Here is a 23,586-nt window from a genome sequence, read left to right as displayed (position 1 = left end):
GCTGTCCTTATAGAAAATCAATAGTTGTATCGGTGTAGTATACGTTATTAACTGTTTTGGCAATCAGCTTGTAATTCACCTCATGCAAATAAGCATCCAGTACGTTCTGACTTTTTAACTGTAGCGACTCGACCACGATTATTCTAGGGCGATATCGGGTCCAGTCGTTGGAATTAAGTACGTCTAATTCAAAACCTTCTACGTCTAAAGACAAAAAATCAATTACCTGATTGGGCGGCAAAAATTCGCCTAAAATTGCCTTCATGGTACGGGTACGGGTTACTTTTTTTTGCGAAACCACGTACCCTTTATCTTCCATTTCGACAGCAAATTTTTCCGAAAACGTATTTATTCCTGTTTGTTCAAATATATAATACGGCAAATCGCTTTCGTTTTCAGCCACGCCCGTTTCTACATTAATATCTTCTGGACGAATTTTGTTGAAAGCTATCATGCTTCCGGGCATAGCATCGATGTTAATTCCTCGCCAGCCTTTTAAATAAAACTTATACGTATTTGAATATTTGATAGGATGATAAGCGCCAATATCCAGAAAGAAACCCTTATCAATTCCGTAGAAGTATTGCGATAGTATTTGATCTTCCCCCTCCTGCGAAAAACAAATAGTCAAATACTTAAAATAGTCATGTTCATTGAGTAACTCCTGTCTAAGAAAGTCCTTGTAACTCGCTGGAATACGAGCATAAATCATTTTTTTTACTCTTGCCGTAAAACTTCCCATATCAGCCTGCGCAATAGCTTAAATTAATTAATCCGCCATCCCGGAACGAATAATTATAGCCGCTGTCGTTAACGAAACCCTCACACTCGACCGTCAGGCCTCTTGGTATGGCCATAAAAAGCTGTATCAGGGGTTCGACAAAAAGAAAATTAATATAGAATCTGCCTTTGTTCATTCTGGTAGGAAGATGCATAATCTTCCGTATTTCGAACGTACCAACTGGAATTGTTTTTAGGGTTCCAAATGAAAAATCGGGATTATAAATAGCGAATGGAATATCATTTTCGTCGACGAATACCGCTTCAAAACAAAGGGGCAATGGCTCTGTCAAAAATCCTTTTATGCTAACTTCCAGTGAAGCGCTTTGTCCCGAAATATGTATGCAATCGGAGGACGAACCATTCACGCATATGTCTGAAATAGAAAGGCCGGGATGTAGGGTTGACATCTTTTCGATGATAGTAGCGCCTTTCGAGCCTTGTATGGAAAAATAATAGTCGATTGCTTCAACCGTTTTTCCTTCAAAAGAAACCATGCCTTTGTCCAGCACGAGTCCTTTGGTACACAAATTTTTAACGGCAGCCATATTGTGACTAACGAACAGAACCGTTCGTCCCTCATTTCGGCTCACATCCTGCATCTTGCCAATGGCCTTTTTCTGAAATTCAGCGTCACCAACGGCCAATACTTCATCAACAATCAGAATTTCAGGATCGAGATGAGCGGCTACCGCAAACCCCAAACGTATTGTCATGCCGCTGGAGTAGCGCTTCACGGGCGTATCGATGTAGCGTTCGCAGCCGGAGAAATCAATAATCTGATCGAGTTTGGATCGGATTTCGTGTTTTCGCATGCCTAGTATCGCGCCGTTCAGGAATATATTCTCACGACCAGTCAGCTCGGGATGGAAGCCCGTTCCCACTTCAAGCAGGCTGCCTATACGTCCATCAAAGTCAATTCGGCCCGTGGTGGGACCCGTCACTTTTGAGAGGATTTTAAGCAACGTTGATTTACCCGCCCCATTTTTACCAATGATTCCCAACACCTCACCGGGCATCACCGCAAAATTGATGTCTTTGAGCGCCCAGACGTACTCGCTGTTTCCTTTTGATGCCCGATCATTAAAGTCGCCGACTTTCAGGAACGGGTCTTCTTTCCCTTGCAGACGATGCAGCCATCGTTGCACATCATCCCGAATTGTGCCGGTGCCGATGGTTCCCAGACGGTATTGTTTAGAGAGGTTTTCTACGTTAACAATCGGCTTCACTCGGCGTTTCTGTAAAAACCTTGTTCAATCCCTTCTCCTCTCAAGTGTATACCGTCCATTCGTCTGCTAGCACATGGTAATTCGTAATCAAAACACTGATTCGATCCTATAGGATAATAGCATTTGATTTTCTTATCGATGAGAAAATAGGCAAACTCTTTTTTCTGGGTCAGAACCAGCGGATAGGGCAATAGAAATCGCTGCGCTATATGCTTGGTGAAATGCCAGGGATGAAACCAGTTCTCTTTTAAAAAAGTGAATAAGATCAGTATATCAAATACATAAAAACCGTACTTATTACTGGTGCCTTTTAGCTTGAATGATTTAACTGATACAAGTATCGCTGCCAGGAAAAAAGCGGCACTTTAACGAAGACTTGGCGAGTTCATGTACATGAATACAATCCCAAAAACAGACACGCCAATTATAGTTACGTAATCGTTGGATAACGAAACTTTTTTCAGTAACAAACGGGACAGTAAAATGAGTAGCGTGATTGTACTGATTACGATAACTGACAAATCTGTTCCACTCTGGTTAAGAAACCACGATTATATTACGTTACCCCCTGAATTTTCGCCTGAAACGTAAAAGCGTCTAATGTCTTCTTTAAGAGAGACAACATCCTGTTTTGGCAATTCCCAATGCCAATCGTTGAAAATAAACCCGTTCGTACGTAAAATTTACTAGAAACAATTCTATCGCTGATATTAAAAATAAAAGGGCAATTGTGTTGTTTATTGAATACTCTAGCGAGATTAAGGTAAAAACAGCGTTGGATATCGCTAAGCCTATCAGGAAATCATGAAAATAGGAACTGTTCCAGCTAGCAATCCTCCTGACTATCGACCCGATACTGATGAAGCAAAAACTGCAAAGTATACATCCAATTAATTGAGCAATCATTAGGCCGGTTTCTCTAGGGCTTATACCGTATCCATAAAATTTTTCTCCGTTCGGTTAAAAATGGCCAGGCCAATTACAAACACAATTACGGTGAAGCTTGCCGAGTATGTTAGCAGCGAACCCGAAAAAGCACCGGTTCCCAGAAATCCGTATTTGAAGGCTTCGATAACCCCCGTCATGGGATTCAGGGTCATGATAAATTTGTATTTTTCCGGCACTGCCGACAGTGGCAGAATAACCGGCGTAGCGTACATAAGTAGTTGTACGCCAAACTCAACCAGGTATTGTAAATCCCGATAGCGGGTGGTCATGGCCGATACCAGCATACCCAGTCCCAGCCCCATAAACCCCATCATGACAACCAACAGTGGCATCAGCAGGATCGTACTGTTTGGATGTAGATTATACGTACCGAAGGCGTAGAATGCATACATGAGCAGGAAAAGCACCAGCCCAATACCAAACTGAATCAAATTGCTGATAATGACCGACAACGGCATCACTGCTCTTGGAAAATAGACCTTCCCAAATAGCGCGGCATTGGCTGTAAACGTATTGGAAGTTGTGCGCAGGCAATTGGCGAAGTAATTCCAGGCCGTTACGCCCGCCAGATAGAACAGAATCGGGGGAACTCCATCCGTCGACAGACCCGCCATACCGCTGAAGACAATAGCCAGAACGGCTGTCTGGAAAATAGGCTGAATGAAAAACCAGATTGGGCCCAAGATGGTCTGTTTGTACTTAGCTACAAAGTCACGACGGACAAACAGAACAAGTAGATCGCGGTATTGCCAGATTTCGCCCAGTCGCAGATCGAACAGGCTCGTCTGGGGTGTTATAGAATGGGCGTACGTAGCGGTTTCGTCAGCCAAAGCTTCTATTCGTTACGGAATACACTAAACGTTCTCGTCGCCTTTCCATTCAGCATGGGATGATAATCGCCCGTTAATGAACTCAGGCTGGCATTACGAATCTGGTGGACGACCTCGATGGACGGGTAAGCCTCGGACAGTCCGAAACCTTGCCCGACCAGAATACGCTCGTAGCTCTGCGTATGTAAATCCGTGAACCCATCACTAAACTCAATCTCCTCACCTTCAATACGTAAGGATCGATACGTCTGTTTATTTTTTAACCTGACAACCTCGGGAAGCGTCCTGTAATCCGTACTCAAAAACCAGCGGACGCGGGCTTTTTCCAGTTCGAGGTAACCGGCGGCTTTGTTGGGTTCGTGGACATGCACGACATTCCGCTTCACGCTGCCGAACAGCCAGATAAGCACATCGAAAAAATGCACCCCAATATTCGTAGCGATCCCGCCCGACTTGGCCACGTCGCCTTTCCAGCTCGTGTCATACCAGCGACCACGCGAGGTAATGTAGGCCAGGTCAATGTCGTATAGCTTATCCGGGCCGTTGCTGATACGTTCTTTCAGGGCCATCAAACTCGGATGCAGCCGGAGTTGCAGAATGTTATTAACCGTTTTGCCCGTTTCCTGTTCTATTTCGCGCAGACCGTCGATGTTCCAGGGATTCAGCACCAGCGGCTTTTCGCAGATAACGTCAGCAGCGTTACGTAGGCCGAACCGGATGTGGGCGTCATGCAGGTAATTGGGGCTGCAAATACTGACGTAATCAACTCCCTGTTTCTGTCGCCGGAGTTTATCAATGTGCCGGTCAAACCGTTCGTATTCGATAAAAAAATCGGCTTCGGGAAAGTAACTATCCATGATCCCTACCGAATCGAATTTATCGAACGCTGTAACTAACGTATTACCAGTGTCCCGAATGGCTCTCAGGTGGCGTGGTGCTACGTAGCCAGCTACCCCAATCAAAGCGAATCGTTTCATACGTGAGTAAATTATCCCTTCCCTTACGTCGGTGGTCTGTCCACCTCCCCGATTAGAAAAAGTAATGCTTAGTTGAGAAGTGTAATTCTGTTATCAGTCAACCGGTATAACTGGCCGCTTTCTGGGCAAACGGCTGTACCACCCGCGTCAAATGTCAGTCGATGACCGTATTCGCTGACCCAGCCTCGTTGGCGGGCAGGATTACCCATGACCAAGGCGTAAGGCGGTACGGATTTGGTAATCACCGCACCTGCTCCAATGAATGCATACTCGCCAATGTCGTTACCGCAAACAACGGTGGCATTAGCGCCGATGGTCGCGCCTTTTCCTACGTGCGTTTTCTGGTATTGATCCCGTCGGTTTATGGCGCTTCGGGGATTAATAACGTTGGTAAAGACCATCGAAGGACCCAGAAAAACGTCATCATCGCAGGTGACGCCCGTGTAGATCGATACGTTATTCTGAACTTTGACATTGTTACCCAGCACGACTTCAGGCGAAATCACTACGTTCTGACCGATGTTACAACGTTCTCCGATTATGCAATTCGGCATGATGTGCGAGAAATGCCAGATCTTCGTGCCTTCACCGATCTGGCTGCCTTCGTCAATGATCGCCGTTGAATGGATAAAAACAGACTCCGCCACGTTACTGAAAATAGTCGGTGATGGTTTCGGTGATGTAATCAATCTGTTGTTCAGACAATTCGGTGTGCATGGGCAACGAGAGTACTCGCTGACATAGCTCATGCGTAATGGCCAGATCACCCACTACCCTACCCAATTTTTCGTAAGCCTTCTGGGATGAAACAGGGATCGGATAATAGACCATGCTCGGAATGCCCTTCTGCTGTAGATAGTCTTTCAGCCCATTACGTTGGTCTGGCGGTACTTTCAGCGTGTACTGATGAAATACGTGTGTTGAATACTTACTTCGATGCGGTATTTCGATGGCGTCAATAGCACTTAATCGGTCGTCATACTGCGCGGCTGCCTGCTGCCGGGCCTGCGTATAAGCCAGGAGATACGGTAGTTTTTCGGACAGAATAGCTGCTTGCAGGCTATCCAGCCGCGAGTTGATCCCGACTAACTCGTGATGATATTTTCGCGACTGTCCATGATTCGCAAGCATTTTCACCTGCCCCGCCCGTTCACTATCCTGGGTCAGTATAGCCCCCCCATCGCCGAAGCAACCTAGGTTTTTAGAGGGAAAAAACGAAGTTGTTCCAAAATCGCCCATCGTGCCTGCCATACCCGACGTACCATCCGCGAACGTAACCATTGCACCGATGGCCTGCGCGGCATCTTCGATAACGTGTAGCTGATACTGGTTGCAAATCGACAGAATACGTTCCATGTCAGCACATTGACCAAACAGATGCACCGGTACCACCAGTTTTGTTCTGGAGGTGATGGCTCGTTCGATCTGCTCCGGACTGATGTTGAATGTCCGTGCATCGACATCCACCAGAACGGGCGTCAGACGCAAAAGCGCAATCACCTCTGCCACAGCAATGTAAGTGAAAGCCGGAATAATAATCTCATCGCCCGGCTGTAGGTTGAGCGCCATGAGGGCCAGTTGCAGCGCATCGGTTCCATTCGCACAGGAAACGACATGCCCGACGTTAAGAAAATCCGCCAGCTGGTTTTCAAAATAACTTACCTGTGGCCCTTTGATAAAGGCCGTTGTATCGATGCACGCCTGAATAGCACGGTCGATGTTTGCTTTTATTTTCAGGTACTGACCGTGTAAATCAACCATTTGAATGGTAGCCAAATCCTGTTCCTGAACGGTATTTCCCCCCATCGACTTACTTACTACGGGCTTTATTGAAAAAAATATTCATGAGAATGCGCTTGAAATAACGCAGGTCGGTGGCGAACGGAGCGGCTTCGTAAGCCGTCAGGTACGTTAATTCGGATTGTACAATTTCGTCAAACGTTTGCGGAAGATCGGCATAGAACGGGGGCAGTAATCCGGGCTTATGTCTGGTTCGAATAACCTGAGCAGACGCTGGATACAAACTGAAATAGTGTTCGCTGATGGGCCGTATGCCAATCAATTTCAAATCGCCACGTAGTAAATTGTAAAGCATGGGGATCTCATCGAGCCAATACTTCCGAATGACTCGACCGCCCTTAATCACCCTGAAATCGTTTTTGAACTTTCCGCCCCGATCAAGGCCATTCCGTTCGTGCAAATACGCCTGCACATACTCCGCGTACGGATGCATGGTACGTAGTTTGTAAACCTGAATAGGCTTCGAATATTGACCAAGACGCTGCATTCGTAGTATAAATCCCTGACTGGGGATGGGCCTGGTTTGGCTGGGGTCGCTGGCAAAATTGGGTTTTACGATGAGAGTTGTTTCACGGGTTTCTTCCCTGATGTCGATTACCGAAAAGCCCTTGTAAATGAGCCGTCCCATAATTTCAGCCTTCGATATGTCGGGGATAATAGTCAATAGCCGGCATATCCTCCGCAATCCCGTTAGCTTGGGCAATACCCGCTTTACTAAAAAATAGAATGGGTAATACAGCGTAAAAATTAACGTATTAAACTCGCTGTTGATACTAAATTTTACGTTCTCAGCTGTGATGAGGCTAAATACGAAATAATGCTGTGGCGCTAAACGACTTCGTACCTTTTCGAAAACAAGATTGGGGTCCTGCATCCGGGTGACGGTGCTTTTGAGATAAATATTTTTTGCAGGTAAAGGACTGTTATTCTGAAGTACTTCCTCCAGACAAACAGACTCCCAGGTCGTCAACTGGGCGTAATTCGACAGGTAATTAGGCAGCTCCTCAACGGATGGATTAGCCTTGATCGTTATCCTGGGTAACGTATCGACATACGTACCATCTACCAACGGATAGGGTAAAAGTGGTCTGCTGTAAGCCATAAGCTAGTAGCTATTCTTCCCGGCTGGATTTACTCAGCCAACTCAGAGCCGAATGTCGGTCTGTTCCCTGTCGAAGATTGATTTGACGTCAAAGACAATCGAGTTTCGGCATCGTTTCAGGGCAGCAAGGTCCAGAGCCAGAAACTGCTGATGAGCCACCGAAATGATGATTCCGTCGTACTGGTGTGGCAGAAGCGTTTTCTGCAGGACAATCCCGTATTCGTTTTCCACTTCCTTCGCCGACGCCCACGGGTCATGCACATCGACCGTCAGGCCAAAGTCTTTCAGCTCACGGTACACATCAACGACTTTCGTATTTCGGATGTCAGGGCAATTTTCTTTGAACGTTAGCCCCAGAATCAAGATCCGGCATTGTTGCATATTTAATCCATTGGCGATCAATCGTTTCAGAATTTTCTTCGCGATAAACTGCCCCATCCCGTCATTGATCGAGCGGCCGGATAAAATCACCTGGGCATGATAGCCCAGACTTTGCGCTTTATGAACCAGGTAGTAGGGATCAACACCGATGCAGTGCCCCCCCACCAGGCCCGGCTTAAACTTCAGAAAATTCCATTTGGTACCAGCCGCATCCAGTACGTCATTTGTGTCGATACCCATGCGGTCGAAGATGAGAGCCAGCTCATTGACGAATGAAATATTAATGTCCCGCTGAGCGTTTTCGATGGCTTTGGCGGCTTCGGCTACTTTTATCGAAGGCGCCAGATGCGTACCAGCCTCAATAATTGACCGGTATAACGTATCAACAAACAGAGCGACTTCGGGTGTTGAGCCGGAGGTTACTTTCACAATTTTTGTTAACGTCCGTTCCTTATCCCCCGGATTGATACGTTCCGGCGAATACCCGCAGAAGAAATCCTTGTTATAGATCAGTCGACTGTGTTTTTCCAGAACGGGAACACAATCCTCCTCGGTGCAGCCTGGATAGACGGTCGATTCGTAAATAACCGTATCTCCTTTTTTCAGCAGTTTTCCTACTGCGGCCGACGCATTGATCAGGTAGCTTAAATCCGGCTTCTTGAACGAATCGATGGGCGTCGGCACTGTAATGATAAAAACCGAACAGTCTTTCAGGTCATCAATGGCGTTAGTAAACGATAGATGCTGAGCGGACGCAATCGATTCGTACGATAGTTCACAAGTTTCATCGACACTATTTACGAGCTGCTCAACGCGGACTTTATTGATATCAAATCCACAGACCGTATATTTCTTACCAAACTCCACCGCCAGAGGAAGACCTACGTAGCCAAGGCCAATGATGCCAATCCGGACAGGTACCGGAAAGTGAGGTAAGTGCTCAGCCGTGACCCGTGCCGGAAACGTTACGTTTTTAGTCATGGCTCCGGTTGAACATCCGCCTGAAAAATCCTTTTTTGGCTGAGCTTACTCCGTAATAGCCTTCTTTTCCGTAGCCATACACATAGCCATATCCGTAATCGGGCGAATTCTTATAATTAACGGCGTTGAAAATGATATTGACCGACTTGAATATTTTCTGATTATGTAAATCCGCGATATGGCTCAGGTAGATTTTCGGCGTCTTTTCGTGCCTCACCAAATAAAAACACACGTCACTGTAGGGGGCCAGTAACGAAGCATCCGTAACGAGACTATACGGCGGGGTATCCAGCAAAATGAAATCGTAGCTAAGCCGGAACTGATCGATGATGTTTCGGGTGCGAATGTTGTCCAGCAGTTCTGACGGATTGGGAGGAATAGGCCCGCTGGGCGCTATAAAAACGTTGTCGATCGACGTCGCCTGAATGATGTCCTCCGCGTTGACTTTTCCAATCAGATAATCCGAAATCCCAACCCGGTTACTGATATTCAGGTAGTGGTTTATTTTTGGCTTTCGCAGATCCATGCCCAGGATAAGCACCTGCTTGTTGAGAGCGGCCAGCGATATAGCGATGTTCAGGGTCAAAAAGCTCTTTCCTTCACTACCCGTCGAGGAAGTAATCAGAATAGTACGTCCTCCCGAGTGAGGATTATTACTGACCAGGTATTGCAGGTTGGAGCGAATGGACCGGATTTGCTCGCTCACAAAACTTCTGCTCCGGATATCAATAATCGTTCCTTCCTTTTTGGGATTTATACCAACCTCACCGAAAACCTTTAACCCGCTCTTCCGTTCGATTTCTTTTTTCGACTGTACCGTAGTAGTTACTAAATTTCTCCCCATGATAAAGGCGATGGGGATTAACAAGCCAATCATTATTGCCGCCAGAAAAATATTTTGTCGGTTAGGGCTTATCTGCCCGCCTGATGCGTAAGGGACATCAACCACCCGGCTATCCGTTACGGTCGATGCATACGAAAGAGCAGTCTCCTCGCGCTTCTGCAGCAGCATCAGGTAAAGATTTTCTTTGATACCAGCCTGCCGTTTTATACCCACCAGTTCCCGCTCTTTTCGGGGGACCGACAGGATCGTTTCATCGATACGGCTCTTGCTGGCGAGCAGGCTATTTTTTGTGACTAAGAGGTTATTTTTCTGGTTGTTCAGGTTTTCTTTGATGGCCTGTTTCACATTGTTCATTTGTGATTTGACCGTCTCCAGATACGTATTGCCCGGCTGAACACTCTGCGCCAGTTTACTACGTTCCACTTCAAGCTCCATCAGTTGCGCCATGTACGCATTGAGTACCGGATCGTTCACCATCAGCGTGGCGGGCGCAACATTGTTGACGTTGGCCCCGTTAACGTAGCGCTCAATACCGTCCAGTACGTTAAGCTGGATATCAACTTCGTTTAGTTTCGAGTCATTCTCCTGTGCTTTCTGCAGGAACAGCGTCGTCTCGGAGCTAAGTTCGGTGATTCCTTTGGTCCGGCGATACAGTTCAACGGCTTGTTCAACGCTGCCTAACTCAGCCGTTACCAGTTTCAGTCGTTCTTCAATAAACCGCAGCGTATTGGTGGCTTCGCGGTTTTTATCCGCCAGCGATGTAAACGCATATTCCTCAAGCAGTTTGGATAAGATCGCTTTGCCTTTGTCGATAAGGGCGGTTTCTACACTCAGCGACAGGAACGAACTATACTCGTTAAGTTGACTTATGGCAATACTGCCAATGAGCGCATCAACTATACCGTCGTGGTCAGCAAACGATATTTTAATAGGCGTATTGATCACCACTGGCTTTTTGTCTTTCCGGAAGATACGGAACCGGCCATAAGGTGAGACGACCGGTGCACCATAGTCGAAAATGCCGATCTGTTTCTTCTCAGGGTCCAAAAGTCTATACCTGTTGTCAGACAGACAGACAACAAACATCGGATTGCCATACGCATAACCCGTTACGTCCGTCGTGTTAAGCTTTATCGGACAGTCATCGTATAATTCAACATCGCGGCTACGTCCCTCTGTCCAGTAGGAAATGGTCAGGTTCAGATCGTCAACTACTTTACCAATCAACGCCCTGGACTTGAGCAGGACAATCTCATTCTCAATCCGTTTGTTAGCCGTAGCGGTAAAATCCTCAACCACATCATTCGCTTTTCGGGGCGATTGTTCATCCTTAATTAGCAATGTGGCAAACACTTTATAAATGGGTGTAATCCGTTTTAGGTAGAAATAGGCCCCGATAAGGCAGATGGCGACCGTTAATAAAAACCAGTACCAATAGCGCAGGTACCCCAGTAAATAGCTGAGGAGATCAAAGTCATGATCCTGATCTTCTGCCAGAAAGCTGTCGTTATTACTGATCATTATTCAACGACTAATCAAAGCCTTGATCCTAAGAAAATAAGTGACACAACGGATGTTGCCAGACCTACATAAATGGCCACTTTCTGAAGTCCGGCGCTGAGTGGCTTCGGAGCAATCACTTTATCCTGAGTGGGCTCGACGTACACTACGTCGCCGTTCTGAATATAAAAGTATGGCGACTTGAATACAGCCAGGGAGCGCAGGTTTACTTTACCAATTTCCCGCATACCGTTTTTATTCCGTATGACCGTAATGCTATCCCGTTTCGCGTACTCGGTCAGATCGCCACAAGCGGCCAGTACGTCCAGAATCGTTGTTTGATCGTCCAGTAGATTAAAGGTGCCGACCTGTTTCACCTCTCCCAGCACAGAAAACTTGTGATTCATGAACCGCACGTTCACAGAGGGCTCTTTGAGCGTTTTTTCCAGGTTAGCCCGAAGTTTACTTTCGGCCAGTTCCAGCGTAAGCCCGTCTACTTTCTGACGCCCGATGATAGGCATCGAAATATAACCGGACGAGTCAACGAGAAACCCCAACGGTTGGCTCCCTCCACTAACGCTTCCCCCTGAAAACACAGACACCGGAAGCGAGTTGACATTCGTAAAATTTAGAATTTCGTTCGATTCTTTGTTAAGGCTACTCACAATAACACCGAGGATGTCACCCTTTTGAATTCTGGAAACCTGAGGTACAACGGTCTCAACCAACTTGGGAAACGATCGGTCTTTACTCTTAAAGTAGTCAAACTGAGGTGGTTTTACACTCGTGCAGGAAGAAAGCTGAACCACCGAGAAAAGGAAGACAGTAACACCGATTACTTGCTGACGCCTGACCAGACCGGTTAGCCTGATTACCATATCCGAAAGAGGAATACTGTTCAAACGATAGCAGCACAACCTCTTTCTCCTACTTCTCGTCACTCTTACTAAAGTTATAGCATGCATGAGGTTGCCTCAAAGATTTACTTTATTTCTCCACGGCTTCGCCCCTTCAGTCCCATGTTACGGAACATCCAGAGAAAACAGGCCAAAAGGTGCCCTATCAGGTTTATAATCACTCAGCTTGCTGAGCATATATAGCCTGTATTGTGCAGATTAAATTCTTTAACGAATGTGTGGTGGAAGGTGCTAAATTCGTGTTACTCTGAGAGTGAATTAGTTACTTCGAAAAAAGGGCGTTATCTGGCCATAAATCGAAGCTTGTGTGACTACGGAACTATACTATGCCTGTCAATGGTACCAATAAGCAAGACTTTGTGTACATACATAAGCTGGCAAGTATTTAGAAAATCTAAATTCATTTGTTACCCCAAAAATAAAATAGAATACTACATTTTCAACTTTTTAGTTTTCTTTTCAAAATTTTATTTAAAAAAATAGGTTTTTAAATCACTATAAGTTTACTATCAAAACAAAACCCGCATCAATCTCACTATGCCTTACTGATTCAGGCAGGGAGTATTATCTCCTAGATCAGATCTGGTGTTGACGATGAAAGTAGATAACGAAATAGGTTACACCCATTTTTAAATACTACCACTGGCTGGTAAGAGGTGCGTAAAGCTTACACACGTATACTATCAAGCCCTAGCCTGGATACAATGACAGTAGGTAGAGTCGCTTTCGGAAGATATTAACTGAAGGCCTGATTGTTAATCCACTTTCCCTAAAGCCTATCTGGTCAGCCTGTTCCAAATCACAAAGCAGAGCGTCAGGCGTTTTTATTTTCCAATACGTTAAAAATCAGTAATTCAATTCATACATGATCATATTAATAGTTCGACACGACATTAAAAAAATAGTTTAGTACAGCTTTTAATTAGTATAAAAAGACGAGTGAATAGGCTGAGTAAATCTGATGTAAAATCAACCAGCAAAAAATGGTGAACTTTTACGTTTTCGTATTTATTCCTGACTGACGAACTACCTCGCTCACATACTATGCATAAAAAGAACAGAAAATCAAATACTGCCCAAGCAAATTATTTATATATACAATGCTGATAATCAATAAAATGACAGTGATTTTATCTATTTCTTTATATATATTTTCTTACGTTAAAATGATTTAATTTTTTGAATTTGAGCGCAGATAATCTAACCGTTTAAAATGCATTTTTTGTAATTACTGACAACTGTTACCAGCAATTTATGCAGCTATTAATCTACCGAATTTTAGTGACCGTAAACGCAATTATATAAACAAATAACTCATCGAATGTATTTCTAATAACCAAATTCAATATTTTTTATTTGACATTGATAATTGCTTTTCACAATAATTATATTTGTACAACCCATAATCCTTATACCAGCGCTTACCCTCCCTATGAATGTTCAACTAACTGACGAAGAAATGATTCGTCAACACCTCTCGCAGGCTCCTAATCAATGCTTTGAAGCGCTATACAAGCGCTACGTTTCCAAGGTCTACCAACGATGCTTGTTTATGACCAAGGACTCCGAACAGGCGCAGGATTTCACGCACGATATTTTTATTAAGGCATTCGATAAGCTTGAAGCCTTTCAGCAGCGCTCCAGTTTCTCGACCTGGCTTAATTCCATTGCGCACAACTACTGCTCAGATCAATTGCGTCTAGCCAGGCGATTAAACGTTACCTCGATCAATGAAGGTCTGGAAGATAGTTTGGGCGAGTCCAGGGAAGCCCAGTTGACCGAGGAAAGCATTCAATTAGTTCGGATGGCACTGGCTAGTCTCCCCGCAAAGGAGCAAGCTTTATTACGGCTTAAGTATGAAGACGGGCTGAGTATTGAGCAGATCTCAGAATTGTACAAGATTAAGACCAGCGCCGTTAAAATGCGGCTCAAACGCAGTCGGGCGAAAATTCAGGAATTCTACAATCAACATTATACTATCTGACGATTTATCTACGCTGCTTCTCACTGCTGAAAATATTCGATCTTTTCAACATCGATATTGTTCGTGAGCTTATTTTCTACCATAGTGGCAGGCTGCAGAGTACAACTGACTGCGATCATACCGGTTGTAACGGATGGGCTCAGTGTTCCGATTAACCCAAACGAAAGCCGACCGCCAGCCACAATGCTCTGAGAGCTGCTGAGCACGTAATAATTCGGGTCTGATGCATTGAAGCTCCAGGCGCTGTTCTGTACCGAACGTCCGTCCACGGTCGTAGCGCCTGTAGGAAAGGTTAGACTGAATTTAGCATCTTTATTCACTTTTACGGCGAAAGAACCGCTGGTAGCTACGGAGTTAAGCTCGGCAACGTCAACCACTACGTTAAACGGAGTGGTACCGTACTGTACAGTCGGTCGAATATATAGGATAGGGGTTAGATCGGGCAAAGGTATCGTATAACTCACTTTCAATAGAACGCCACCTCCGCCCCGGGCAATAACATACAGGCTACCATTCCGACCGGTTTTTATACCCACGGGAGAACTTAAACCAGTAGCAAACGTAGCGACTGCTTTTGTAACTGGATCAATTGTTCTGATCCAGTTCCCGCAGTAATCAGCAAAAAAATATTTTCCTGAATACTCCACGGGAAATTGAGCAACTGACGGATTATAGAATTCACCTGCCGTAATCGAACAACCCGAGCTATGACTGTATGCATAAAATGGGTCCTGGTAATTAGCTGGTGGGGTTTGGGTAGTTCTGACGCCTTCAATACCGGGCCATCCGTAGTTTTTACCAGCTATGCCTTCATTGATCTCTTCGTAGGTACCTTCGCCAACATCATTGATAAAGACCGTTCCTGTTCCGGGTTGTATGGCTATATTAAACGGATTACGTAGTCCTAGTGTCCAGATCGCCCGATTAATACCTGTTGTAGAGCCATAATACGGATTATCGGAAGGGATGCTACCATCCGGATTCAGTCGGAGAATTTTGCCTTTTGGCGTTGTAAATAACTGAGCATTTGCACCACTGGCATTATCACCAACGGTAATCAGCAGTTTTCCGTCTTTAAATACGAGTGAGCCCCCGTTATGATTACTTGCCGAGGAGAGTGCGTCGATATTCAGTAATATCAGTTCGCTACCGCTCACAGCGACATCGCCATTGGCCGTAAATCGGCTGACGCGGTTATTGCTGACCGTACTACCCGTTGCTCTATAGGTGTAATAAACGTAGACAAAATTGTTGCTGCTGAAATTGGGGTCCAGCGCAATACCTAGCAATCCGCGCTCGCCAGCGTTATCCACATTCGGTATCGTAACGAAGGGAGTAGCCAACAAGACATCGTTCTTAACGACCCGAATCCGGCCACTCTTTTCGGTGAGAAAAATCCGACCGTCAAGCGCGACGTCCATCGCTACCGGGTCAATCCCACTGGCGATCTGAACACTCGTAAAACTAGTCGGAAATGTCTGGGCAACCGCTTGCGGCCCGATCAGTAGCAGCGCAATTGAAACCAACGCGGTTATGTATAGAGAAAGGTAGAACGTAGAAACTGATTGGACAGGACGTATTGCTCCTACATGCGCAAAGGATAAATTTTTCATAAGGGCTTAGAGTTGGAAGATTAGATAATCTGGTACTGCTAGTTGATCAGGAAAACTGTTCGAATCCTATGAACTGGCTACTATTCGAACCCGTTGATAACTTCCAGAGCCACCATAAAGGCACGTTCCTGGTATTGGTGACCAATTTTTAGTTACCTTTTGATTCATGAATAAAACAATTAATTACCATCCAACTCTAATTGCCGCCATATGGTTTTAATTATTTATAATATGGCTCCTATCCAGATCTTATCAAGCGCTGGCTAGGAAAAGTAAAAGCTCAGGGTTAATACCTGTAGAATGGGGATTTCATCAACAGACTAGTTGACTAGGAGTACTCTTTCAGGATAGGTGATCGAGGCAAACATTTAATCAACTCGTGTAGATTCTTTATCGACTCTGCTGTTTTTCCCGAACCGATTTCAGCAAGATAGCTAGTTCACTAACGATCTGTGGATTCTGCTCCGCTACGTTCTTTTTTTCGCCCTGGTCCGCTTTTAAGTCATAGAGTTGCGGCTGCGGATCATTTCCTAACTCGGTATTCGTTTCTTTATTGAGTTTTGGCCCATCGCTCGGCTCAATATATTTCCAGTTTCCTTTGATAATCGAAAGCGTTCCTCCAATCGCCTGCTCAATGACATAGTTACGACCTTGCTGGGTTTTACCGAGCAGCGCATCGGTGGACACAAAGCTATCCGGTGCGTCAGCGCTATCCAGCGATTGGCCGGTCATAGCCGCGAATGAGGCCAGCAAATCGACCTGACTAACTAACGCATCCGACGTACCGGCTTTCACATGACCCGGCCAGCGCACCAGAAAGGGCACGCGCGTTCCAGCATCGAACGCGCTGTACTTGCCGCCACGTAACGGTCCTGCGGGCTTATGGCCATTCAATTTTTCGACGGCCTGATCGACATACCCATCGTCGACAACTGGACCATTGTCGCTACTGATAATCAGCAACGTATTGTTTTTCAGACCCAACCGGTCGAGGGCTTTGGTTACTTCGCCAACGCACCAGTCTAATTGCAGGATGGCATCGCCCCGTGGACCCATACCACTTTTGCCTGCAAAGCGGGAGTTCGGCAGACGCGGCACGTGAATGTCGTGCGTAGCGAAATAAACGAAGAAAGGGCTTTTCTGATTCGCTTCAATAAACTGAATGGTTTTTCCGGTCAGTACGTCGGCCATGTCTTCATCAACCCAGCGTGCAGTTTTCCCTCCGCTCATGTACCCGATTCGACTAACGCCGTTCACGATAGTCTGGTCGTGGCCATGCGAATAGTTCATCTTGAGCAATTCGGGATGTTCTTTTCCAGTCGGTTCGTTACCAACGGGCGCGGTATAACTTACCTGAATTGGGTCCTTCGAATCGAGGCCGACAATACGGTGATTTTCGACGTAAACACAGGGAACGCGGTCGCCGGTAGCGGGCAGAATAAACGAGTAGGTAAAGCCAAGCTCCAGGGGACCGGGTTTTATCTCGCCATTCCAGTCGGGACCGCTCTGTGGACCTAGGCCTAAGTGCCATTTTCCAATTGCACTGGTTTTATATCCCGCTTTCTGCAATATGCCGGGCAGTGTCTGTTTATCGGTTGGAATGATGAGTGCCGCATCGCCGGGGGCAATGCCCGTGCCTTTCTTTCGCCACGCATACTGCCCCGTCAGGAGTGAGTAACGCGAGGGCGTACAAATCGCCGACGACGCATGAGCATTGGTGAATCGCAAGCCTTCAGCGGCTACGCGGTCAATATTGGGCGTTTTTATTTTCGTTGCTCCGTAACAGCTCACGTCGCCAAACCCCAGATCATCGGCATAAATCAGAACGATATTCGGTTTGGTCTGGGCTTGGGTTACCAGACTCCAGATAGCCAATAAAAATGTGCCAATGACGATGCGGTTATGATTCATTTTGGTATCATGGACTTTAGTCCGTGTTGGTTAATGTAATTATGTGTTGAGGCCGGGCCAGTTAAATTTCGGTTGTACGGACTAAAGTCCGTGGTACTTACTTAACTGTCTTCTTGCGCCAAGCTCGTAATTGATTTAGCAGTTCAGTACGTTTAGCTGGTAATTTCTCCGATAAATCGTTTTGTTCACCCAGATCGTCGGCCAGATTAAAAAGCTGAACCTGATCCTTATCGAAGTATTCAATCAGTTTATAATCGCCACTACGTATCGCTGCTGCCGAGCGTCCGCCCAGAAAATGAGGCTTGGGCAGTGGATAATGCCAATAGAGCGTTCTTGGAATAAGCTTCAGTTTTCCTTTCAGAACTGACGCAATACTGATGCCATCAAGCACCTGACCGGCATCTGGTTTTACAGAAGCTAGTTCCAATAAGGTCGGGTAGATGTCCAGCGTATTAACAACCTGATTGGTAACCGAACCTGGTTTAATTACACCCGGCCAACAAGCTAGAAAAGGCTCGCGAATGCCGCCCTCGTATAACTCCGATTTTCCACCACGTAGTGGAGCATTCGACGTTACGTTGCTTTCTCCGCCATTATCGGACGTAAACAAAATCAGTGTATTTTCGCTCAGTCCCAGTTCCTTCAACGTAGCAACAATCTGCCCAACGCCATCGTCGATACGTTCCAGCATAGCGGCTAACTCTGGATTATTCTGTTTCGTACCCGCTCCGGTTTTCTGTTTATATTTCGCTACGTCGTCTGGTTTTCCCGCTAATTTGGTATGTACGGCATAGTGGGATAAATACAAAAAAAATGGTTTTTGGTGGTTGCGTTTAATGTAGTCAACGGCTTCCTGATTCAGCCGATCCGTCAAGTACTCGCCTTCGGTTCTGGCCTGGACATCCGGCATAAAAAAGTACGGATGAACGTAATCTCCATTAGCGATGTAGCCGGTTTCGGAACAGATCACTTCGTCCCACCCATGTTTAGCGGGTTCACCCTTCTTTTTGGTGTAATCGCCCGTCAGGTGCCATTTTCCGATCAATCCGGAATGATAACCGGCTTTCTTCAATTGCTCGTTAAGCGTTACGTAATCAGGTGATAAGAACTTCTCATCTTTTGCATCCAGATAATCCGTGATGCCGACCCGCGCTGGATGCTGCCCGGTCATCAGCGCAATACGGGTGGGGGTACAAACGGGTGCGGTAGCGTAGGCCTGGGTGAAACGCATTCCTCCTGCCGCTAGTCGATCCAGATTCGGCGTTTCATTGAAGCTCGGTCTGCCGTTACGGTTACCATAGCAACCCAATTCGCTCCAGCCCAAATCATCAGCCAGAATAATGATGATGTTGGGCCGTTTTCTTGTCGCACTCGTCTGAGCTATTCCCGCAAAGGAATAGGCGATCAGCAAAACAATAGTAGGAATCAATAGTGTTGCCCAACTTCTCATAATCAGTTGATTTATTAACCACAAAGTCACAGAGAACACAAAGGTGAAATTAATAGACTCATAGACTTTGTGTTCTCTGTGCCTTTGTGGTTAATAATTTTTTCTTATACAAACGTCATGGCTTTTTGGCGTAAATAGTGTCGATCGCTGCGCCTTCGTCGCCCTGCTGCTTCATCCACGCCTGAAGTTTCTGTTTGTATTGATTGATACGTTCCTGATACGTTGGGTTATCGGCCAGATTATTCATTTCCCACGGATCAGCCTGCGTGTCGTAGAATTCAACAGCTGGCCGTTTCACAAACCGCTCAGTAAGTCGCTTCGCTTTCGAATCGCTGGCGGCCTTGCTGGTCCAGGAAGACCACACCGATTCAGGGTCTTGTTTTTTAGCATTCATCATGAACCGATTGTAGTACTCCGCGTCGGGCGTCAGGTTCAGGATTAGTTTGTAACGGGTATCGCGGATGCTACGTATTGGGTACGGATTGCCTTCCGGGATGTTGTTGTGAATACCATACGCATACTGCCGCGCGCGCTGACTTTTTCCAGTTAAAACGGGCAGGAAACTTTTGCCGTCCAGTCCGTCGATTTCTTTTCCACCCGCCAGATCAATCAGTGTCGGTGTAATATCTTCGTACTGAACGAGCGCTTCCGTTTGCGTGCCGGGTTTAACCATTCCGGGCCATTTGACCAGCATCGAGCTTTTTTGTCCGGCGTCCCAGAGGTTCCATTTCGCGCCCGGAAACTGTGCGCCCTGCTCGCCCAAAAACACGACGATGGTATTTTTGTCTTGTCCGGTTTCTTCTAATAATCGGGTAATGTCGCCAACCTGATTGTCCAGCCGCCGAATTTCCGCCAGGTATTTTACGTATTGCTTTCGTGTCACGGGCGTATCGACCCAATCGGCGGGAAGAATCAGTTTCTTCGGGTCAAATTCGGTGCTATCACCTACCGTCCAGGGTGTGTGCGGATTGATGCTCATGACAAACAGACAGTACGGTTTGTCATCCCGAGTAATGTATTCCTTTACGTCATTTAGCTCGTAATCGTCTGTTGGGGCCACACAATTTGGTTCGAAGCCTTTGATAATCTCGAACGGGAAGACCGTTTTGGGTTTTGTGCTGTGATCTTTACCCGTCAGCCCGACGCGGTACCCCAGATCGCCCAGGTAATGACCGACACTTTTCAGGTTATCGTAAACCGGTTTATGATTCTGAAACGACCCATGACGTACCGGATATAAGCCCGTAAACAGCGACGCCCGCGTCGGAACGCACATTGCTTCGGAGGTATAGATCTGATTAAATTTCATCCCATTAGCCGCCAGCGCGTCGATATGGGTTGTTTTGAGGTTTTTGCCACTGTAACAACTCAGTTGCCGACTGTCCAGATCATCGGCCATGATGATGATCACATTGGGTTTGGCTACCGAACTTTTCTGAGCAAACGTACTGGTTAAGCTGCTAAGAACCAGCAAAATCAGGCCAACATAATGACTTATAGAACACTGATTTTTATGATTTCTATAATAAATCATGATTTTTAGTATAGTGCATTCATGAAGGTACCATGGACTTCAGTCCGTGCTGTTGTGACGTTTACGGACTAAAGTCCGTGGTACCTTTGAGCCACTACAAAGACTCCGCAATCGAAGCCTCAATCTCTGCTCTCGGCGTTACGCCCGATTTCTGCCAGACAATCTGTTTGTTCTTGTACAACACTAAAGTCGGCAGTGAGGTGATTCCTAATTGTTTGACCAGGTCTTTGTTTTCGTACGCTTCGATGTTAATCACGTTCACAACGGACGCTCGCTCGGTTTTAATCGCATTAACGGTTGGCGCCAGCTTTTTGCAGGAGCCACAGTACCGGGAGCCAAAATCGACCAGCACTAATTTTTCGGATTGCAACTGGGCCTGATAATCGGCCAGCGATAACCCCGCTCCAACCGTCGACTCCACCGGACGACCGGAGCCAATCCACTTGCTTAAACCGCCGGGTAATTCCGTTACGTCAGCGAAACCGTTTTGCTGCAATTGTTTCGCCAATATGCCGCTACGTCCGTTGCCGATGGAATAGACGAACACCGGATTTTCCTTCTTCAACGTTTTAATCTGTTTCTGAAAATCCGCGTCGTTCGCTACGTTAAAACTGATCGCTCCTTTCAGATGGTTCTGCGTGTACTCTTCTTCCGAGCGGGCATCCAGAATCTGTGCCCGGCTACCCGCCTGCTTTAATTTAGCTTCAAACGTATCAAATGTTGGCGCTGTGTTCTGCGCGTTTAATCGGATCGATACAAACAGAACAAGGCCCAAAATGGCGGCTACTAGTTTGGTTTTCATGGGTTTATATGAGTTAAAAATGAAATTATTTGCTTCGTGAAGTACACTCCAGAGATGTTACAGTCTAGTTTTATCTTGGTTTTGAGGCAGCTTGATCCCGAAGGGATCGCATGTTTATAGAAAAATCGAGCACCTTCTTCGTCCAGTATGCCGGAGGTATGCAATAAGAGCAATGGTGGCATACCTCCGGCATGCGGTATAAGCCTACAAATACCCTCAGCTATAAACATGTGATCCCGTAGGGATCAGAGCCGAACCGTACGTCTTGGCTGTCAATGCGTCCAAACCGTTTAATTCGCGTTCCGCACAGCCGTTTGACCGGGAATGGCGTCGTTCTGCGGTTTGATTCTGTCGTAATCAACAACGCCGTTTTTCTCGGCCCAGCGGACGTAGTCAGCCGACAATTCATTGACAATGTCGGGGCGGGATTCGGCCAGATTCTGGGTTTCGCCCCGGTCGCCCTCAAGGTCGTAGAGTTCCCATTTGTAGCTCGGATACGTCGAAACGATTTTCCATTTTCCTTTCCGCACCGCCCGATTTCCGGCCCGTTCCCAGAAAATAGGCTCGCCCCGGTTCACTTCGCCCGCTTGCCCGAACAAGACGGGTAACAGGCTTTTCCCCGTGAGCGGATTGGTTTTGATTCCATTCAACGTGGCTGGATACGTAATACCGGCCAACTCGTAAAACGTCGGCGCCAAATCGATGATGTGGCCGGTTCCTTTGGCGATACTGCCCGGCTTAATCTGTTTAGGATACCACGCAATGAACGACGTACCAAAACCCCCTTCGTGGAAGTTGTTTTTGTACTGCCGCAGGGGTGTATTCGAGAGGTACGCCCAGTTTTGTTCCTGATAATCAAATGAACCCGCCGTTCCCACCGGGCCGGTATTGCGAACAAGACCCCGACGAAGCTGATTACCATTGAAACCGCCCTGTGCGCCGTTGTCGGACAGAAAGACAATCAGGGTGTTATCCAACTGATTCAGTTCTTTCAGTTTTGCCAAAATCCGGCCGACATTTTGGTCCATCCGATCCACCATAGCAGCGTAGACTTCCATTTTAGCTTTCCAGAACTGCTTTTCGTCGTAGGTGAGTTTATCCCAGAAGGGCACTTCAGGATCATGTTGCGCAATCCGTTGACTCTCGGTCAGAATACCTAGTTCTTTCTGACGTTTAAGTCGCTGAACCCGTAGCGAATCCCAGCCCTGATCGTACTTACCCCAATATTTGGCAATGTCTTCGGGCAGCGCCTGAAGCGGCCAGTGTGGCGCGGTGAACGCTGTGTAAAGAAAGAATGGTTTCTTGTCGTTACGTTGCTCTTCCAGAAATTGGATCGCGTTGGTTCCGATTTCGTCGGTGAAGTAATACGAGTTGTCTTTCGGGTGTTGGCGGACATTGTTCTTAATGAGCGCGACCGGATACGGATTGGCACCAAACGGAAGCGGCTTGGTGTCGAAGTAATCCGATGCGCCACCCAGAATCCCGTAAAACTTGTCGAAACCCCGCTGATTCGGCCACGACAGGCTGTCTTTGCCCACATGCCATTTCCCTGACAGCAACGTACTGTAGCCACCCGCCCGGAAGACCTCGCCCAGTGTCAGTGATTCCCGGTTCAGGTATCCCTGATACGGTGGTAAGCCAAGATTAACGTCGAAATAACCGACACCCGCTTTATGTGGATATTGCCCCGTTAACAGCGACGCCCGCGTGGGTGCGCAGATCGAGTTGTTGTAAAACTCACGGAGCCGAATTCCCTCTTTTGCCAGTCGGTCGAGGTTGGGCGTACTGATTTCGGAGCCATAAGCACCCAGGTCAGAATAACCCATATCATCCACCATAATCAGGACGATGTTGGGCTTATTGGTGGTGGTTTTGGCCGAAGCTCGTGGTTTTTGCTGGGCTCCTGCTACGTTCGTCAGAAGTATTGTAAGCAGCAGGCTACTAATTATTCGTTTCATATGGTTTTTGTTCATGAAATCTTAGGTGATCTTAACAAGGGTTGA

General features: G+C 46.6%; 17 protein-coding genes. 1 reads left to right on the top strand and 16 read right to left on the bottom strand.

Annotation, left to right across the window (positions count from 1 at the left end; genetic code table 11):
* Window positions 1-7 precede the first annotated feature (7 nt).
* The 10 genes from IC230_RS06680 to IC230_RS06635 form a co-directional block, all read right to left on the bottom strand.
* Window positions 8-712 (bottom strand): FkbM family methyltransferase, encoded by a 705-nt coding sequence (locus tag IC230_RS06680; protein ID WP_191038197.1) that lies wholly within the window; start codon window positions 710-712, stop codon window positions 8-10.
* Between the two features lie 31 nt (window positions 713-743).
* Window positions 744-2,009, bottom strand: coding sequence for an ABC transporter ATP-binding protein (locus IC230_RS06675; RefSeq protein WP_191038196.1), 1,266 nt, complete (start codon window positions 2,007-2,009; stop codon window positions 744-746).
* Window positions 2,010-2,935: 926 nt separating this feature from the next.
* The gene (locus IC230_RS06670) at window positions 2,936-3,787 is read right to left on the bottom strand and encodes an ABC transporter permease (protein ID WP_223860386.1); all 852 of its coding nucleotides are present in this window, start codon (window positions 3,785-3,787) and stop codon (window positions 2,936-2,938) included.
* Window positions 3,788-3,792: 5 nt separating this feature from the next.
* A complete protein-coding gene (locus IC230_RS06665; protein WP_191038195.1) occupies window positions 3,793-4,764 on the bottom strand; it encodes a Gfo/Idh/MocA family oxidoreductase in 972 nt (323 codons plus the stop codon).
* A 68-nt stretch (window positions 4,765-4,832) separates the two neighbouring features.
* Entirely contained in the window at window positions 4,833-5,411 is a 579-nt protein-coding gene (locus tag IC230_RS06660) for an acyltransferase (RefSeq protein ID WP_317171772.1), read from the bottom strand.
* A gap of 1 nt (window position 5,412) precedes the next feature.
* The gene (locus tag IC230_RS06655; protein ID WP_223860384.1) at window positions 5,413-6,570 is read right to left on the bottom strand and encodes a DegT/DnrJ/EryC1/StrS family aminotransferase; all 1,158 of its coding nucleotides are present in this window, start codon (window positions 6,568-6,570) and stop codon (window positions 5,413-5,415) included.
* A gap of 4 nt (window positions 6,571-6,574) precedes the next feature.
* The gene (locus tag IC230_RS06650) at window positions 6,575-7,666 is read right to left on the bottom strand and encodes a sugar transferase (protein ID WP_191038193.1); all 1,092 of its coding nucleotides are present in this window, start codon (window positions 7,664-7,666) and stop codon (window positions 6,575-6,577) included.
* 42 nt (window positions 7,667-7,708) lie between these two features.
* On the bottom strand, window positions 7,709-9,028 hold the full coding sequence (locus tag IC230_RS06645; RefSeq protein ID WP_191038192.1) for a nucleotide sugar dehydrogenase: 1,320 nt from the start codon (window positions 9,026-9,028) through the stop codon (window positions 7,709-7,711).
* Window positions 9,021-11,393, bottom strand: a complete 2,373-nt coding sequence (locus IC230_RS06640; RefSeq protein WP_191038191.1) for a GumC family protein — start codon at window positions 11,391-11,393, stop codon at window positions 9,021-9,023. The genes IC230_RS06645 and IC230_RS06640 overlap by 8 nt, the downstream gene beginning before the upstream one ends.
* Window positions 11,394-11,407: 14 nt before the next feature.
* Window positions 11,408-12,250, bottom strand: a complete 843-nt coding sequence (locus tag IC230_RS06635; protein ID WP_191038190.1) for a polysaccharide biosynthesis/export family protein — start codon at window positions 12,248-12,250, stop codon at window positions 11,408-11,410.
* Between the two features lie 1,471 nt (window positions 12,251-13,721).
* Here IC230_RS06635 and IC230_RS06630 point away from each other — a divergent pair.
* Window positions 13,722-14,273, top strand: coding sequence for an RNA polymerase sigma factor (locus IC230_RS06630; protein ID WP_191038189.1), 552 nt, complete (start codon window positions 13,722-13,724; stop codon window positions 14,271-14,273).
* A gap of 20 nt (window positions 14,274-14,293) precedes the next feature.
* Here IC230_RS06630 and IC230_RS06625 read toward each other — a convergent pair whose 3' ends face one another.
* The 6 genes from IC230_RS06625 to IC230_RS06600 form a co-directional block, all read right to left on the bottom strand.
* Window positions 14,294-15,886 (bottom strand): PQQ-dependent sugar dehydrogenase, encoded by a 1,593-nt coding sequence (locus IC230_RS06625; RefSeq protein ID WP_191038188.1) that lies wholly within the window; start codon window positions 15,884-15,886, stop codon window positions 14,294-14,296.
* A gap of 390 nt (window positions 15,887-16,276) precedes the next feature.
* Window positions 16,277-17,797 (bottom strand): sulfatase family protein, encoded by a 1,521-nt coding sequence (locus IC230_RS06620; RefSeq protein WP_191038187.1) that lies wholly within the window; start codon window positions 17,795-17,797, stop codon window positions 16,277-16,279.
* A 97-nt stretch (window positions 17,798-17,894) separates the two neighbouring features.
* Window positions 17,895-19,247 carry a sulfatase gene (locus IC230_RS06615; RefSeq protein ID WP_191038186.1) on the bottom strand — a complete coding sequence of 451 codons (1,353 nt, stop codon included), beginning with the start codon at window positions 19,245-19,247 and terminating at the stop codon, window positions 17,895-17,897.
* Between the two features lie 115 nt (window positions 19,248-19,362).
* The gene (locus IC230_RS06610; RefSeq protein ID WP_191038185.1) at window positions 19,363-20,781 is read right to left on the bottom strand and encodes a sulfatase family protein; all 1,419 of its coding nucleotides are present in this window, start codon (window positions 20,779-20,781) and stop codon (window positions 19,363-19,365) included.
* Window positions 20,782-20,875: 94 nt separating this feature from the next.
* Entirely contained in the window at window positions 20,876-21,583 is a 708-nt protein-coding gene (locus IC230_RS06605) for a thioredoxin domain-containing protein (protein ID WP_191038184.1), read from the bottom strand.
* A 290-nt stretch (window positions 21,584-21,873) separates the two neighbouring features.
* On the bottom strand, window positions 21,874-23,541 hold the full coding sequence (locus IC230_RS06600; RefSeq protein WP_191038183.1) for an arylsulfatase: 1,668 nt from the start codon (window positions 23,539-23,541) through the stop codon (window positions 21,874-21,876).
* Window positions 23,542-23,586: the final 45 nt, after the last annotated feature.

The sequence above is a fragment of the Spirosoma validum genome (assembly GCF_014699035.1).
GTDB classification, from domain to species: domain Bacteria; phylum Bacteroidota; class Bacteroidia; order Cytophagales; family Spirosomataceae; genus Spirosoma; species Spirosoma validum.
The sequence above is the reverse complement of the archived record's forward strand: the minus strand, read 5'-3'. Positions and strand labels throughout refer to the sequence as shown.

What these genes read in the sequence shown, in the direction of transcription:
- IC230_RS06615 (WP_191038186.1), bottom strand. Translation starts at nt 19,247, where the DNA reads ATGAGAAGTTGGGCAACACTATTGATTCCTACTATTGTTTTGCTGATC.
- IC230_RS06605 (WP_191038184.1), bottom strand. Translation starts at nt 21,583, where the DNA reads ATGAAAACCAAACTAGTAGCCGCCATTTTGGGCCTTGTTCTGTTTGTA.
- IC230_RS06665 (WP_191038195.1), bottom strand. Translation starts at nt 4,764, where the DNA reads ATGAAACGATTCGCTTTGATTGGGGTAGCTGGCTACGTAGCACCACGC.
- IC230_RS06655 (WP_223860384.1), bottom strand. Translation starts at nt 6,570, where the DNA reads ATGGGGGGAAATACCGTTCAGGAACAGGATTTGGCTACCATTCAAATG.
- IC230_RS06600 (WP_191038183.1), bottom strand. Translation starts at nt 23,541, where the DNA reads ATGAAACGAATAATTAGTAGCCTGCTGCTTACAATACTTCTGACGAAC.
- IC230_RS06650 (WP_191038193.1), bottom strand. Translation starts at nt 7,666, where the DNA reads ATGGCTTACAGCAGACCACTTTTACCCTATCCGTTGGTAGATGGTACG.
- IC230_RS06635 (WP_191038190.1), bottom strand. Translation starts at nt 12,250, where the DNA reads ATGGTAATCAGGCTAACCGGTCTGGTCAGGCGTCAGCAAGTAATCGGT.
- IC230_RS06645 (WP_191038192.1), bottom strand. Translation starts at nt 9,028, where the DNA reads ATGACTAAAAACGTAACGTTTCCGGCACGGGTCACGGCTGAGCACTTA.
- IC230_RS06680 (WP_191038197.1), bottom strand. Translation starts at nt 712, where the DNA reads ATGATTTATGCTCGTATTCCAGCGAGTTACAAGGACTTTCTTAGACAG.
- IC230_RS06620 (WP_191038187.1), bottom strand. Translation starts at nt 17,797, where the DNA reads ATGAATCATAACCGCATCGTCATTGGCACATTTTTATTGGCTATCTGG.
- IC230_RS06625 (WP_191038188.1), bottom strand. Translation starts at nt 15,886, where the DNA reads ATGAAAAATTTATCCTTTGCGCATGTAGGAGCAATACGTCCTGTCCAA.
- IC230_RS06610 (WP_191038185.1), bottom strand. Translation starts at nt 20,781, where the DNA reads ATGATTTATTATAGAAATCATAAAAATCAGTGTTCTATAAGTCATTAT.
- IC230_RS06630 (WP_191038189.1), top strand. Translation starts at nt 13,722, where the DNA reads ATGAATGTTCAACTAACTGACGAAGAAATGATTCGTCAACACCTCTCG.
- IC230_RS06640 (WP_191038191.1), bottom strand. Translation starts at nt 11,393, where the DNA reads ATGATCAGTAATAACGACAGCTTTCTGGCAGAAGATCAGGATCATGAC.